The organism is Sphingobacterium populi (assembly GCF_001586775.1).
Lineage (GTDB): Bacteria > Bacteroidota > Bacteroidia > Sphingobacteriales > Sphingobacteriaceae > Sphingobacterium > Sphingobacterium populi.
In genome coordinates this window covers 723148-737694 of record NZ_LQXS01000001.1, presented here as the reverse complement: position 1 = coordinate 737694, position 14547 = coordinate 723148, and the positions used below count along the sequence as shown (strand labels likewise).

15 protein-coding genes are annotated in these 14547 nt (G+C 41.8%); 11 read left to right on the top strand and 4 right to left on the bottom strand.

Features of this window, described 5'->3' with window-relative positions; all coding sequences use genetic code 11:
- Window positions 1-4 precede the first annotated feature (4 nt).
- From A0125_RS02905 to fmt, 3 genes are all read right to left on the bottom strand, one after another.
- A complete protein-coding gene (locus tag A0125_RS02905; protein WP_066751846.1) occupies window positions 5-1021 on the bottom strand; it encodes a WD40/YVTN/BNR-like repeat-containing protein in 1017 nt (338 codons plus the stop codon).
- Window positions 1022-1044: 23 nt separating this feature from the next.
- Window positions 1045-1704, bottom strand: coding sequence for a YceH family protein (locus tag A0125_RS02900; RefSeq protein WP_066751843.1), 660 nt, complete (start codon window positions 1702-1704; stop codon window positions 1045-1047).
- Window positions 1705-1773: 69 nt separating this feature from the next.
- On the bottom strand, window positions 1774-2691 hold the full coding sequence (fmt, locus tag A0125_RS02895) for a methionyl-tRNA formyltransferase (RefSeq protein ID WP_066751841.1): 918 nt from the start codon (window positions 2689-2691) through the stop codon (window positions 1774-1776).
- Window positions 2692-2781: 90 nt separating this feature from the next.
- On the opposite strand from fmt, the gene A0125_RS02890 reads away from it, so the two are divergent.
- The 4 genes from A0125_RS02890 (at window position 2782) to metA (ending at window position 7479) form a co-directional block, all read left to right on the top strand.
- The gene (locus A0125_RS02890) at window positions 2782-3999 is read left to right on the top strand and encodes an ABC transporter permease (protein WP_066751839.1); all 1218 of its coding nucleotides are present in this window, start codon (window positions 2782-2784) and stop codon (window positions 3997-3999) included.
- Between the two features lie 72 nt (window positions 4000-4071).
- Window positions 4072-5343: an NADP-dependent isocitrate dehydrogenase gene (gene icd / locus A0125_RS02885; RefSeq protein ID WP_066751837.1), complete on the top strand. Its 1272-nt coding sequence runs from the start codon at window positions 4072-4074 to the stop codon at window positions 5341-5343.
- Window positions 5344-5394: 51 nt separating this feature from the next.
- Window positions 5395-6426, top strand: a complete 1032-nt coding sequence (locus A0125_RS02880) for a threonine aldolase family protein (protein ID WP_066751835.1) — start codon at window positions 5395-5397, stop codon at window positions 6424-6426.
- A 90-nt stretch (window positions 6427-6516) separates the two neighbouring features.
- Window positions 6517-7479, top strand: coding sequence for a homoserine O-acetyltransferase MetA (gene metA / locus A0125_RS02875; RefSeq protein WP_066751832.1), 963 nt, complete (start codon window positions 6517-6519; stop codon window positions 7477-7479).
- Here the strand turns inward: metA and A0125_RS02870 are convergent.
- On the bottom strand, window positions 7454-8479 hold the full coding sequence (locus A0125_RS02870) for a DNA topoisomerase IB (protein ID WP_066751830.1): 1026 nt from the start codon (window positions 8477-8479) through the stop codon (window positions 7454-7456). The genes metA and A0125_RS02870 overlap by 26 nt on opposite strands.
- A gap of 279 nt (window positions 8480-8758) precedes the next feature.
- Here A0125_RS02870 and A0125_RS02865 point away from each other — a divergent pair, with 279 nt between their 5' ends.
- Genes A0125_RS02865 through A0125_RS02835 form a run of 7 tightly spaced genes read left to right on the top strand, consistent with a single transcriptional unit; the run spans window position 8759 to window position 14543 of the window.
- Window positions 8759-9433: a MarR family winged helix-turn-helix transcriptional regulator gene (locus tag A0125_RS02865; RefSeq protein ID WP_066752707.1), complete on the top strand. Its 675-nt coding sequence runs from the start codon at window positions 8759-8761 to the stop codon at window positions 9431-9433.
- Window positions 9430-10923 (top strand): phytoene desaturase family protein, encoded by a 1494-nt coding sequence (locus A0125_RS02860; RefSeq protein ID WP_066751828.1) that lies wholly within the window; start codon window positions 9430-9432, stop codon window positions 10921-10923. Before A0125_RS02865 ends, A0125_RS02860 begins: the two co-directional genes overlap by 4 nt.
- Window positions 10907-11743, top strand: a complete 837-nt coding sequence (locus A0125_RS02855; RefSeq protein ID WP_066751826.1) for a phytoene/squalene synthase family protein — start codon at window positions 10907-10909, stop codon at window positions 11741-11743. Before A0125_RS02860 ends, A0125_RS02855 begins: the two co-directional genes overlap by 17 nt.
- A gap of 27 nt (window positions 11744-11770) precedes the next feature.
- Complete coding sequence (locus A0125_RS02850; protein ID WP_066751824.1) at window positions 11771-12244, top strand: SRPBCC family protein; 474 nt, start codon at window positions 11771-11773, stop codon at window positions 12242-12244.
- Entirely contained in the window at window positions 12241-12708 is a 468-nt protein-coding gene (locus tag A0125_RS02845) for a sterol desaturase family protein (protein WP_066751821.1), read from the top strand. Before A0125_RS02850 ends, A0125_RS02845 begins: the two co-directional genes overlap by 4 nt.
- On the top strand, window positions 12698-13249 hold the full coding sequence (locus A0125_RS02840) for a lipocalin family protein (RefSeq protein WP_066751819.1): 552 nt from the start codon (window positions 12698-12700) through the stop codon (window positions 13247-13249). Before A0125_RS02845 ends, A0125_RS02840 begins: the two co-directional genes overlap by 11 nt.
- Complete coding sequence (locus tag A0125_RS02835) at window positions 13239-14543, top strand: cryptochrome/photolyase family protein (RefSeq protein ID WP_066751817.1); 1305 nt, start codon at window positions 13239-13241, stop codon at window positions 14541-14543. Before A0125_RS02840 ends, A0125_RS02835 begins: the two co-directional genes overlap by 11 nt.
- Window positions 14544-14547: the final 4 nt, after the last annotated feature.

Sequence of the window (14547 nt, the reverse complement as noted above, 5' to 3'; positions counted from 1 at the left end):
TTGCCTACTTCCACTGAAGTACGCTAATTTGTCCATTACTTCCGGCCAGATAGATTCTTTTACCAGATTTGGATTTGCCGACAACATTATAACTATCTGCTGAGATGGTATTCCAATGTTGTCCAGCATCAGTCGATACATCGGTACCTGACGTACCTGTAGCCACCAATTTCTGTTTGTTTATGTGCATCACGGCTGATCGAAACCCGCCGACAGGCTTAACAGGCTTTGTCCAAGTATCTCCACCATCGTTCGTAAGATAGACGTTGTGCTCATTATACTGATCATTCATGTAATCACCGCCAACGACGACGCCTCGCTTGTCATCCCAAAAACTAAGCGAGAATATACCTTGACTAGTGGCACCACTGATAATAGGAGTCAGCATCTTATACATCAACATTTTTTTTTCATTTCGGCGAAATACAGCCGCAAATGAACCTCCGCTACCAATCCAGAGATTTTCTCCACGAAGTTGTATGCCCGATCCGCTCGCAGCAAAACCTACTTCACCAGGCTCAGCGAATAGCAACAGACTTCCCGAAACATCGCGCCAAGTGGCACCCCGATCGGTTGTTTGCAGTAATTGGAAAAAACCGTCAATCGGATCGCCAATGGCAAAACCACGATCACCGTGAAAATCCATACCATTTAAAAAGATCTCGGGATCATCATTATGATATACCTGACTCCACGATGCCCCGCCATCGACCGTTCGCAGTATAACAGCAGGAGTACCTGCGCTTACAATTACTGCCTCGTAATTATTGAATACCGCGATGTCTCGAAAATCAAACTCCTCATAACCTTTTGGCCCAACCCATTTCCAAGATTTTCCTTTATCTACTGATTTGCCCACTGTACCATTCGTACCACTCACCCAAATGGAACGCTCACCGTAAGTGTCCATCCCCCGAAAACTGCAATTAGGTTTTTGAACTAGCGGCTCGATGTGCTGTCCGTAACTCACTAAACCTATCATACAAAATAATGCGGTAAGCAGGGATAAAGATCGCTTCATAATTGTGTTGCTTAAAGGTCTAATTAGGTTAATTCACTCATTAGTTTATCAAAATCTGACTGCAATTGCTCAAGTTGTTGTTCCAGTTTTGCTACTCGATCGTTGAGCACTTCGATTTGCTCATTCGGCGTGGATCGGGCAGTGGTGTGCTCGGTTTCATAATCAGATTCATCAAAATCTGATAGTAGCTGGATGTACCTAATCTCTTTTTGACCACTACGTTTTGCTGCAATTTTTACAAATGCTGGTGAACTACTTTCTAACTTGTTTAGTAACTGCGCCACCTCATCGAGCGACTCAAAATCATACAATCGACCGGCATTAGTATTGATTTCTCCGGCGGTCAATGGTCCGCGAAGCAATAATAAACATATAATCGCTAACTCCTGCGGTAATAGTGGATACTGTATCGCTAAATTATGCTTGTACTTCACCACGCGACTGCCGCCGCCGACCACAGTAGATACCAAACCGAACTTTCGCAAACTATCCAAAGCTACTATAACCGTGTTTTCATCATATTGTACGACTGGGCGACGCGAGGTCTTTTGATTACATGCCGTCTGTAAGGCATTCAACGTCAGCGGATAATATTCCGGAGTGGTTTTCGCCTTTTCGAGCAAGACGCCCAATACGCGAGCCTGTTCGGCATTTAATGTGGGTAGTGGTTTGTGTTCTTCCATCTATAAGACTTTTGTTATAGCTATCGTACGATGTGGTAAGTTACAGATATTTTCCTTTGTTATGTAGTGTTAAGAAAATCGATATCCACGCAGAAAATCTGCTATGGTCATCCGTTTCTTGCCCTCGATCTGCACTACTTTCAAGTCAATATACCCATCCATACAGGCAAAACGCAAGTACGTTTTTTCGTCCGTATCATATTTTCCAGGCTCGATAGTCGGTTTTTCGTGCACTGGCAATGTTTCATAAATCTTGAGCACTTTGTCTTGCAATGTAGTAAATGCTGTCGGGTACGGACTCAGCCCTCGGATCTGATTATATACCTCTTCGCAAGGTCTGTTCCAATTAATCGCACAATCTTCTTTAAATATTTTTGGCGCGTGTTTCCATTCTGTGCCGGGTATATCTTCTTGTGGCGTCGGCTCGAGCGTACCGGCACGTAAGCCGTCTATCGTTTCTACGAGTAAGCGAGCGCCGGCATGCATTAATGCGTCGTGCAAATCACCAGCGGTATCCGTTGCGGCGATATTCACTTCTTTTTGTAATAAAATATGGCCCGTATCAATATCATGTTGCAACAAAAAGGTTGTCACGCCGGAAACCTGTTCACCATTCATCACCGCGTGATTGATGGGAGCAGCACCGCGATAGTTGGGCAGGAGCGAAGCATGTACATTCACCGTACCATGTACTGGCATATTCCACACGACCTCAGGCAGCATTCGAAATGCTACTACAATCTGTAGGTCGGCCTTGTATGATCGTAATGATTCTAGGAAATCTGGCGCACGCAATTTTTCCGGTTGCATAACAGGGATTTGATGTGCCACAGCATATTGCTTCACGGCAGATTCATGCATTTTCTGACCACGACCAGCAGGCTTATCAGGCATGGTAACGACTGCTACCACCTCTTCGCCAGCCTGTACTAGTGCATCGAGAGAAGCGACCGCAAAATCTGGGGTTCCCATAAATATTATTCGCATCGTATCTGTAAATCTTTGTAGTTTGTTTCCCGTCAAGTCAGGGATGACATTTTTTATTAACTTTGCGAAGTTACAAAATAAAATTTCAGCTTGAATTTCTCCTATTTTTTAGCCAAAAGGATTACTGTTTTCGGCCACAGAACATTCTCGAAGATGATTATTCGGGTCACCATCGGTGCGCTGAGCTTGGCTATACTCGCTATTATTATGGCGGTCGCTATCTTGAAGGGATTCAAACAGGAGATTACGGATAAGCAACGTGGCTTTTTTGGTGACATTATGATCGTGAAAAATGATGTTTCTACGTCTTATGAAAATACGCCGATTGCGTTGTCACGTTCTAAGTTAGATTCATTACGACAGTTACCCAATGTAGAGGATGTTTATCCTTTTGCTACAAAAGCGGGCATCATCCATGTTAATCAGGAGGTGGAAGGTGTATTGATGAAAGGCATTGATGCAGATTATCGTCAGGATTTTTTGTCTCGTATGATTGTGGAGGGTGACACTATCGATTTTACAGCAGAGAATGCTAATAATCAGATATTAATATCAGCGCAGACAGCCAATCGCCTGCAGTTACAAATTGGCGATAGCTTTATCATGTATTTTGTGCAACATCCGGTTCGCAAACGCAAGCTCGAGGTGAAAGGAATTTATACCACGCATTCCGAAGAGTTAGACAAAATGTATATCATTGGATCGCTTGACCTTATTCGCCGGATCAACGATATGCAGCCAAATGATGTCGGTGGTTATGAATTACGTATTCGCGATTTTACACAATTGGAAGCGACCACGAGCATCGTAGAAGACCATCTGCCGATACAAATGGCGACTATGAATGTAGTCGAAAGAATGCCTGATGTGTTCAATTGGTTAGAACTATTGGACATGAACGACAGTGTGATATTTGTGCTCATGGTTATTGTTGCGCTCATCAATCTGATCTCGGCGCTGCTAATCAATATTTTAGAAAGATCAAGTATGATCGGTGTACTCAAAGCGCTCGGAATGCGCAATACTCAATTACGCAAGGTATTTTTGTACAATTCCTTATATCTAATTGGTTATGGTCTGCTTATCGGCAATGTACTGGCTATTATGCTATACTTTTTTCAGCGTAGTACGCAGTTCTTCAAACTTGATCCAAGCATTTATTACGTATCCTTCGTGCCGGTACAAATTACTTGGTACGAAGTACTATCGCTCAACGTTGCTTTGGTCGCTATTGTATTGATTGTACTGATTATTCCATCTATGCTGATCAGCCGCATTTCGCCCATCAAAACTATCCAGTTTAAATAAGATATTGATCTGATGCATTTTGGTATTGTTTTGGTTGCATGATAGCTATAACAATCTCAAAAATCAAGCATTATGGCCGAGAAAATTTCTTTAAACGCAGAAGGATCATTGCAAGTTCCGCATCACCCGATTATTCCATTTATTATTGGCGACGGTATAGGCCCAGATATATGGCATGCCGCGGTCCGTGTTTTTGACCAAGCGGTAGCACACGTGTATGGAAAGCAACGAGCTATAGCATGGAAAGAAGTGCTGGCGGGTGAGAAAGCGTTTAATGAAACTGGAAGTTGGTTGCCTGATGCAACGATCCAAGCCTTTCGCGATTACCTTGTCGGAATCAAAGGGCCGCTAACGACGCCGGTCGGTGGCGGCATTCGCTCGCTCAATGTCGCTCTGCGGAAAGCGCTTGATCTGTATGTATGTCTGCGGCCAACAAAGTGGTACCCAGGTACACCTACGCCGGTATTACATCCTGAATATATTGATATGGTTATCTTTCGCGAGAATACCGAAGATATTTATGTTGGCGTAGAATATGCTGCCGACTCTGATGAAAGTATCCAACTACAGCATTTTCTAACAAATGAACTCAAATTGGATTATGATTTTAGAGCCAATACGGGATTGGGTATAAAAGTGGTGTCGGAAGAAGGTACAAAACGCCTCGTTCGTTCAGCAATCACCTACGCTCTAGAACAAAAGCGCGCATCTGTTACGATTGTGCATAAAGGCAATATCATGAAATATACAGAAGGCGCGTTTAAAAACTGGGCGTATGAATTAGCTGAGCAAGAATTTGCCGACCAAGTATACACATGGGGGCAATGGGAGAGAACCAAAGCAGAAAGTGGCCAAGAAGAGGCAAACAAGGAACAACGCCTTGCAGAAGAAGCCGGTAAATTGATTATAAAGGATGTCATCGCCGATAATTTTTTGCAGCAGATCTTACTGTCACCCCGCGATTATTCGGTAGTAGCTACACTTAATCTCAATGGCGATTATGTATCTGATGCGTTGGCAGCTATTGTAGGTGGTATAGGAATCGCGCCGGGAGCCAATATTAATTATCAAACTGGGCATGCTATTTTCGAAGCTACACACGGTACAGCTCCAAGATTTGCTAACACCGATACGATGAATCCCTCATCTGTTATTCTGAGTGGGGTCATGTTATTCGAATACCTCGGTTGGAACGAGGTTGCCGAGACCATCACAGAAGCTTTGGCAAAAACTATTAAAGCAAAGACAGTGACAATCGACTTCTATAACCAAATGGAAAATGCGACGTTGTTAAAGACAAGTGCCTTTGCCGATCAGATCATTGCTAATTTTGATCGACAGTAATACCAATTTTTTTTGCACTTTTGACCGCCGCTAAATACGGCTTGCTACGATATGTATAATTTTAAGAATGACTACGCAGAAGGTGCGCATCCATCCATACTAGAACGCTTGACACAAACTAATCTCGTGCAACAGCCCGGCTATGGGGAAGACAAATATGGATTGCAAGCGAAGCAAATAATTAAAGAAAAGCTGGGCAACAAATGGGCTAGCATTCATTTCGTATCTGGAGGCACGCAAGCAAACTTACTCGTCATCGCGTCCTTATTGCGTCCGCATGAAGCAGTTATTAGTGCTAGTTCAGGTCATATCTTTACGAATGAAGCAGGTGCTATTGAAGCGATTGGTCACAAAGTAATCAGCGTGCCTACTACAGATGGTAAACTAACTACCGCTGACATGGAAAGCACACTGCAATCCTACAGTCTGAAACCTCACGTCGTGAAGCCGCGCTTAGTCTATATCTCTAATACCACGGAAATGGGTACGGTATATTCTAAAAACGAGTTGAGAGATTTGTATGCGCAATGCAAGGCAAACGATTTATTGCTCTTTTTGGACGGCGCTCGCTTGGGTCATGCGTTAATGGCGCCTGGTAGCGATTTGCTTCTTGAAGATGTTAGCCGATTTACAGACGTCTTTTACCTCGGCGCCACGAAAAATGGTGGACTTATCGGCGAAGCCATCATATTTAATCATCAGGCAATAGGCAGCGAATTCGAATATATAATGAAGCAAAAGGGCGCCTTATTGGCCAAAGGCCGTTTGTTAGGGATACAGTTTTTATGTTTGTTTGAAGGCGATTTGTATATGAAATTAGCGCAACATGCCAATTTGATGGCAAGCAAGATCGCGCAAGCCATCGAAGCAGAAGGATATTCCTTTCTAACAAGACCGCAGTCTAACCAACTTTTCCCCATATTCCCGATGCCGCTCATTGATCAATTATTGGAAAAATACCAGTTTTATATTTGGCAACAGGTAGATCAGAACCAAGCCGTAGTGCGCTTAATCACCTCTTGGGCTACGCCAGAAAAAATAGTCGATGCGTTAATTCAGGATATTCTTCGCTACAAACAATAAAACGCAGTCTTAAACCCCATATAACCTTTTTTATTCTACCGTTTTCTTGTTATTTTTGTTTACCAATACATCTAGGGAAAAAAGAGGGATATGCCAGTAAAGATACCAAATAATCTACCAGCTATTGAGCTCCTCAAAGAGGAAAACATCTTTGTGATGAGTGATCTACGTGCTAGCACACAGGATATTAGACCGTTGCGCGTATTGATCTTGAACTTGATGCCTTTAAAGATCAGCACAGAAACAGATTTTGTACGTTTGCTATCCAATAATCCACTGCAAGTGGAGGTCGAATTTTTGCGCTTAGATACACATACTCCCAAAAATACATCGGAAGAACATCTTGAGTTATTCTATAAAGGCTTCAGTCAAGTGACGGATAATTTTTACGATGGCATGATCATTACCGGTGCTCCTGTAGAAATGTTGCCCTTTGAGGAAGTGAGTTATTGGAATGAAATGAAAGATATTTTTGACTGGGCCAAAACTCATGTCACATCTACCTTGTATATATGTTGGGCTGCCCAGGCAGCATTACATCACTTTTATGGCGTAGAAAAAGTACCTTTAGATCAAAAGTTATTTGGTGTCTTTAGACATAGTACCACGCAACATCGTAGCCCTCTGTTTAGAGGATTCGATGATGAATTTTATATCCCGCATAGTCGCCACACAACGATCACAAAAGATGCGCTTCTAGCAAATGATGAAATTGCGATATTGGCCGAATCCGATGAAGCGGGCGTAGCCGTAGTATGCTCACGAGGTGGCAGGGAGTTTTATCTTACCGGACATTCTGAATATTCTCCGTGGACGCTCCATGAAGAATATTTGCGAGATGTAGAGCGAGGTAGCAATATACAGCTTCCCGTCAATTATTACAGAAACGATGATGCAAGCAAAGCACCACTAGTACGCTGGAGCGGGCATGCCAATTTACTCTTTAACAACTGGCTTAATTATTTCGTCTATCAGGAGACGCCATATGATCTTAAAGATGTGCCACATCTGGGCGCACTTAACGAACCTAACGCAACAATCGCTGACATATAGCTTCAGCTTGCGGAATAGTGAGTCGCCGTGCACCCAACTTTAACTTGGCTTTCCTATAAAACGTGCCCTCGAGAAATAATTCCTGTATCAAGGGATGAACGTAGTACTTCTTGGCTACAGCTCTTGTATTACCCAACTCTTTTGCAATCTCATCAATGATCGCATTGAGCAATTTTTGACTATTCTTCAAGTCGTATTCGGATTGGATGGCCGCCATTAATTTGACAGCCAATATAGTTGCGCCCCAAATACGAAAACTTTTAACAGATAGCTTATGCTCTGTGTTTTGCCCTTTAAGGTAGGCGTTTACATCGCGTCCACGCAGTTTTTTAACTCCTTTTGATGCTCCCGAATCTCGGTACTGAAAAAGGTTCTTACCAGGTATCTCCGCTAATGATGACAAAAAGTTGTACAACTTTTTGTCTTTTACTACATGTAACTGCGATACGCCTTTCTTGCCTACATAACTAATAGTTATTTCCTCTTTTGATAGCGTAACATGCGATTTTTTCAATGTCGTAAGGCCATAAGACTTATTGGCTTTGGTATATCGTGCATTGCCTACGCGCATTAGCGTGCGTTTTATCAATGCCAATGCTAAGGCAGAAACCTTGTCTTTTGTCCACTCCGGTAATTTCAGGTCCTTATTAATACGACGCTGTAGCGTAGGCAAGTAAGGTCCAAGCGCTAGTACTTTTTGAAATTTGCTATCATTCTGTTCTTGAGTCCATTCTTTGTGATAAATGTACTGCTTACGATCTCGAAGGTCATAACCAAAACATTGGATATGGCCTTTCGGATCTGGACAAATCCATACGCGCTTCCAGGCTGGAGGAATTACTAAGGCGTTGATTCGCTTTAAGGTACGTTCGTTCGTAATATATGCGCCACGCAAATTTTTGTAGCGATAGGATTTACCAACCTTCACTCGTTTGTAACCCTTACAGGTGCAATCTATATATTTATAGCCAATCTTTGTCGCTTGCTCAATGCTTTCCATCGTCGTATGAAACTAATGCGGACAAATCCCGTCCGCGTCAGTACCAACAGACAAGTTGCGGCATTTGTTTCTAGATTATAACAGATAGCGTCAAAATAAAATTCATAGGATCTTGAAAGATCAAAAACACTAGTTAAATTGAGAATAAAAGTTTATTATTGCACTAATTCTACAAACAAACTTGCGTATAACATGGTTTGTAAATTGTTTAAATCATAATTATGATTTAATAATAAACCATTTTGCACCGTATATGTGACATCGATGAATGCACCAAATATGAAGTACAGTCTATTACAAGATATCATTCATTTGGTATCGGAATTTGAGTATGTATCCGAATCCAATAGCAACTACACGACAGACGTTGCGGGTTTCCGAAAGTGGATTGTAGATCAAGAGAAACCTCCAGTCAGTAAAGCTGCACGGTGGACTGGCATAGAAAAAGGTCGTTCTCCGGAGAGCGCTATCAGTACCTTACTAGTGCATTTGGGCAGATATGCCAAAAATTACTCTCGATCAGTGATGTTTAATACTAAACTTTCGACACAAGAAGAGTATATTTATCTCATCAATCTAAAGGCTTTTGGTGCAATGACCAAAATGGCTTTGATCAAGAAAAACATTCATGACAAACCTGGCGGTATGCAGATTATAACGCGATTGATTAGAAATGGCTGGGTCGTGCAACAAGATTCTACGACAGATCGGCGCAGTAAAACGATCTCGATAACCGATCTGGGCTTACAGCTTTTGGAGAAACAAATGACAAAAATCAGGACAGCCACGGAAATAGTTTCTGCTGATCTATTACCCGAAGAAAAATTGGAATTAATTCGCTTACTACAAAAACTTGAAGCATTTCATCACCCTATCTATTTGGGTAACACACCTGCAGAATTACTATTGGATCAAGCGTATCAACAACTACAAGCTACCACGATAAAAAGATGAAAAAAAAGATCGCCATTATAGGATCTGGTATATCCGGACTGTCTGCCGCAGCGTACGCAGCTGCAGAAGGGCACGCAGTACATGTTTTTGAGAAAAATGCCACTCCGGGTGGTCGAGCACGACAGTTCACCACTGAGAATGGTTATACTTTTGACATGGGGCCGAGCTGGTATTGGATGCCAGATATTATCGACAATTTTTTTCAAGACTTCGGAAAGCAAGCTACAGATTATTTTGAGCTGATCTCACTCGATCCTCAATTTGAAATGGTTTTTTCGCAGGAAAATGTATCCGTGCCGCACGATTATTCGGAGATGAAAACCTTATTTGAGCATATCGAACCGGGTGCTGGATTACGTCTCGACGAATTTATGTCTGCCGCCAAATATAAATATGAGGTCGGTATGCGAGACTTTGTTCATAAACCTTGCTATAGCTGGTTCGAATTTATGTCGCCCAAAATAGCCAGCAGTGCTTTGAAGCTAGATCTTCTTTCGGGCTTCAGAAATTATGTTAAGAAATATTTCAAAGATCCGAAGTTAATTTCCTTAATGGAATTTCCGGTGATTTTCTTAGGCGCTTCTCCACGAAAGATTCCTGCGATGTACAGCTTGATGAATTATGGTGGTTATGCGCTGGGTACGTGGTATCCTAAAGGTGGTTTTTATGAGCTTGTAAAAGCGATGAAATCCGTAGCGGAGGAGCAAGGTGCTGTGTTCCATTTTAATCAGCCAGTACAGGCCATCAACTGCGGTAGCGACGCCGTAAGCACATTGGTGATCAATGGAGTCGAACATGCTTTTGATGCAGTTATCGCTTCTTCCGATTATCATCATACAGAAACGCTCTTACCGCCATCTCTACGTAATTACGATGAAAAATACTGGGCAGGGCGCACTTTCGCGCCATCTTGCTTGATCTATTATTTGGGCTTTAGGCAACGTATTCCAAATCTGAAACATCATACCTTATTTTTTGAGCATGATCTGGATGCGCATATCGATTCAATATATGTCGATAAAGCGTGGCCAGATAAACCGCTATTTTATGCCTGTAGCCCTTCGCAAACCGATAATGGCGTAGCACCCGACGGACATGAGAATGTATTTCTACTAATGCCATTAGCGATGGGAGTGTCTGATGACGAAGCTACCAGAGAACGCTATTTGTTGGATATGATAGCAAGACTGGAAAAACATACAGGAGCCACACAATTATTGGACAAGATCGATTATCAGAAAAGTTATTGCGTTTCTGATTTTATGCAAGATTACAATGCTTATGGAGGCAATGCGTATGGCCTAGCCAATACCCTGTCGCAGACAGCGGTATGGAAACCTGCAATCAAAAACAAAAAATTGAAAAATTTATTTTATACAGGGCAGCTCACTGTACCAGGCCCTGGTGTACCGCCATCGATCATTTCGGGTAAGATCGTTGCTACTGAAGTCAATAAACTTAATATACAATCCTATGAAAAAGCTGTTTGATGAATTAAGCTTCCAAGTAAGCAAAGCTACTACAGAAAAATATAGCACCAGCTTTTCGCTCGGAATTCTAGCTTTAGACAATTGTATCCGTCCGGCGGTATATGCCATTTATGGCTATGTACGCTTGGCGGATGAGATAGTAGACAGCTTTCACACCTATGATAAAGAAAAGTTGCTTCTTCGTTTTAAAGAACAAACCTATCAGGCACTGGATGAGAGAATTTCTTTGAACCCTATACTGCAGTCTTTTCAAGAAACGGTGCATCGATACAATATTGACCGTGCATTGATTGAGCAGTTTTTGCATAGCATGGAGATGGATCTTAATCCTATCGAATACAATACCGAAAAGTACAAAGAGTATATTTTGGGTTCAGCAGAAGTGGTCGGCCTAATGTGTTTGCAAGTATTCGTGGATGGAGATAAGACCATTTATGAAGCATTAAAGCCTTATGCCATGAAGTTAGGATCCGCCTTTCAAAAGATCAATTTCTTGCGTGATTTGAAAGATGATTATCAAATCCTTGGGCGCACCTATTTCCCTGATGTTAATATGGCTGTATTCGATAACGCGATCAAATCAGCGATTGAAAAGGATATTCATACGGAGTTTAGCGAAGCGCTGATTGGTATCAAAAAATTGCCTGCTTCGTCGCGTTTCGGTGTTTATCTTGCGTACAAATATTACCTATCCTTGTTTAAAAAGATAAAACGTTTGCCTGCGCAGCGAATCATGAGTGAACGAATCCGTATTCCGAACAGGCAAAAAGTATCACTCATGATGCAAAGCTATGTAGCTTATAAGATGGCTATAATTTAAGATTAGTTCAACAAAAAAAGCTCTACGATGATCTACAGCATATACCGAGAACAGCACGTAAAGGGTGATATCGAGAGGGTATGGCGCTATTTTTCTTCGCCACATAACTTGGCCGATATAACACCTAAAGACATGGCATTTGTAGTCAAGGGCGATCACCATCATAACGACATTTACAAAGATCAAATCATTGACTATACAGTAAGTCCGATTTTGGGCATTCCACTAAAATGGCGCACACGCATTACCGAGGTAGTGCCTTTTCAACGATTCATTGATTATCAAGAGCGCGGGCCATACAAATTATGGGAGCATACGCATACATTTACACCAGAAAACGATGGAGTGATGATTACTGATCACGTGCGTTATGAGTTGCCATTTGGTTTGTTAGGTACATTGGCGCACAAATTGTTTGTAAAAAAGAAACTGGAAAATATATTCGACTATAGGTATCAAGTCCTAGACGAAAAATTTAATCATAATACCAATCTACTATGAATTTTTTAATCCTGCTGGTCACATTCCTACTAATGGAAGCAATAACTTGGACGGTACATAAATATGTGATGCACGGTTTTCTGTGGCGGTTGCACCGCGATCATCACGATCATAGTACGCCAGGGCATTTGGAGAAGAATGATTACTTCTTTGTTATCTTCGCTATTCCGGCCATCGCACTAATTTACTTGGGAAGTACTCAGGGTTTCAATTATTTGTTTTATATCGGCCTAGGTATTACGTTGTATGGTTTTGCTTATTTCTTCGTGCACGACATATTTATACATCAGCGCGTTTCTTTTCTAAGAAACACCACCAATCCCTATTTGATGGCGATCCGTCGTGCACATAAACAGCACCACAAACATACCGGTAAAGAAGAGGGCGAATGTTTCGGTTTTTTATGGGTACCCGTCAAATATTTTCAGATGTATTTCAATAAAAATCAGCAACATGAAAAATAAACGTAATGTATTCTTCGCAGTTATCGTAGCGCTACTTTTGGTAGGTTGCAGATCTATTCCTAAAAATGCCAAACCCGTCAGTGCATTTAAGGTGGATAGCTATTTGGGCACGTGGTACGAAATTGCTAGGCTCGACCATAAATTTGAAAGAGGATTATCGCACGTGACCGCTACGTACTCAGCTAATGATGATGGAAGCATCAATGTCCTAAATAAGGGATATAATAAGGAAGAAAAAAAATGGAAATCGGCAGAGGGTAAAGCCAAGTTTCGTGGTAATCCGGATGTAGCGGCACTAAAAGTTTCCTTTTTTGGTCCATTTTATTCTGGGTACAATGTATTGGCTATTGATAGGGAGTACAAGTATGCGTTGGTGGCTGGAAAGAATTTCGATTACCTATGGATCTTATCGCGCGAAACTAGTATACCAGAAGATGTTAAAGTAGATTATTTACGATTAGCGTTAGAAGTAGGTTATAATATTGAAGATCTACTTTGGGTAGATCAAAATCCTGCAACTAAAGGAGCGGATGAAGGATAAAGTAGTAATTCATTGGTTTAGAAGGGATTTACGTTTGGAAGATAATGTAGGTTTATCCAAAGCTTTAGCTGAGGACTTTCCTGTCGTTCCGATATTCATATTCGATCAGGATATTCTGTCAAAACTTTCCAATTCTGAAGATATTCGGGTCGATTATATCCATCAGGCACTACAATCTCTACAAGAAAAGTTAGAAACAGTAGGCAGCTCACTGCACGTGTACTTCGGCAAGGTACAAGACGTATTTGAATCCTTACTACAGCAATTCGACGTCCAGTTGGTCTTTTGCAATCAGGATTATGAACCGTCGGCTATAAAACGTGATCATCAAATTGAGCAATTACTACGTAAAAAGGATATAGTTTTTCATTCATTTAAAGATCAGGTCATATTTGAGAAAGACGAAATTCTTAAAAATGATGGTAAGCCATATACCGTATATACGCCATATGCGAGGAAATGGCGCGCTACGCTCGAACGAAAGCATTACACAGCAGCACCAAGTAAGTTGGAAGGGTTTTATACAACTTCCAAAAAGAAGATGCCTTCCTTGAAAGATCTTGGATTTGAAAAAACAGCGCTTGAATATGAAACACCATCACTGACGCCGGGCAAGATCAATGATTACGACCAACATCGCGATTTTCCGGCAGAAGATCGAACTACCCGACTTGGAGTAGCACTTCGGTTTGGCACAATTTCCGTGCGAGAATGTGTGAAGACAGCACTTAAGACCAACGACGTGTGGTTATCTGAACTGATTTGGCGTGAGTTTTTCATGCAAATATTGTATCATTTTCCCCATGTGGTGGATACCAGCTTCAAACCTGCGTACGATAATATTCGCTGGCGCAACAATGAAAAGGAGTTTGAAAAGTGGTGCCAAGGCAAGACGGGATATCCTATTGTTGATGCCGGAATGCGGCAGCTGAATCAGACAGGTTTTATGCATAATCGCGTACGGATGGTGGCGGCTAGTTTCCTATGCAAACATTTATTGATTGATTGGCGATGGGGCGAAGCGTATTTTGCAGAAAAATTATTGGATTACGAGCTTTCATCTAATAATGGCAACTGGCAATGGGCTGCTGGATGCGGATGCGATGCAGCGCCGTACTTTCGCATATTTAATCCAGATGCGCAAACTAAGCGATTTGACAAAGATCTGAAATATATCAAACGGTGGAATCCTAATTATGCAGATCGCATAGAGCGTGCAATAGTAGATCATAAAGAAGCACGCGAACGCGCATTGAAAACGTATAAAGAAGCACTAAACGAGGCCAGATCCTAATTGT

What these genes read in the sequence shown, in the direction of transcription:
- A0125_RS02905 (WP_066751846.1), bottom strand. Translation starts at nt 1,021, where the DNA reads ATGAAGCGATCTTTATCCCTGCTTACCGCATTATTTTGTATGATAGGT.
- A0125_RS02900 (WP_066751843.1), bottom strand. Translation starts at nt 1,704, where the DNA reads ATGGAAGAACACAAACCACTACCCACATTAAATGCCGAACAGGCTCGC.
- fmt (WP_066751841.1), bottom strand. Translation starts at nt 2,691, where the DNA reads ATGCGAATAATATTTATGGGAACCCCAGATTTTGCGGTCGCTTCTCTC.
- icd (WP_066751837.1), top strand. Translation starts at nt 4,072, where the DNA reads ATGGCCGAGAAAATTTCTTTAAACGCAGAAGGATCATTGCAAGTTCCG.
- A0125_RS02880 (WP_066751835.1), top strand. Translation starts at nt 5,395, where the DNA reads ATGTATAATTTTAAGAATGACTACGCAGAAGGTGCGCATCCATCCATA.
- metA (WP_066751832.1), top strand. Translation starts at nt 6,517, where the DNA reads ATGCCAGTAAAGATACCAAATAATCTACCAGCTATTGAGCTCCTCAAA.
- A0125_RS02870 (WP_066751830.1), bottom strand. Translation starts at nt 8,479, where the DNA reads ATGGAAAGCATTGAGCAAGCGACAAAGATTGGCTATAAATATATAGAT.
- A0125_RS02865 (WP_066752707.1), top strand. Translation starts at nt 8,759, where the DNA reads ATGAAGTACAGTCTATTACAAGATATCATTCATTTGGTATCGGAATTT.
- A0125_RS02860 (WP_066751828.1), top strand. Translation starts at nt 9,430, where the DNA reads ATGAAAAAAAAGATCGCCATTATAGGATCTGGTATATCCGGACTGTCT.
- A0125_RS02855 (WP_066751826.1), top strand. Translation starts at nt 10,907, where the DNA reads ATGAAAAAGCTGTTTGATGAATTAAGCTTCCAAGTAAGCAAAGCTACT.
- A0125_RS02850 (WP_066751824.1), top strand. Translation starts at nt 11,771, where the DNA reads ATGATCTACAGCATATACCGAGAACAGCACGTAAAGGGTGATATCGAG.
- A0125_RS02845 (WP_066751821.1), top strand. Translation starts at nt 12,241, where the DNA reads ATGAATTTTTTAATCCTGCTGGTCACATTCCTACTAATGGAAGCAATA.
- A0125_RS02840 (WP_066751819.1), top strand. Translation starts at nt 12,698, where the DNA reads ATGAAAAATAAACGTAATGTATTCTTCGCAGTTATCGTAGCGCTACTT.
- A0125_RS02835 (WP_066751817.1), top strand. Translation starts at nt 13,239, where the DNA reads ATGAAGGATAAAGTAGTAATTCATTGGTTTAGAAGGGATTTACGTTTG.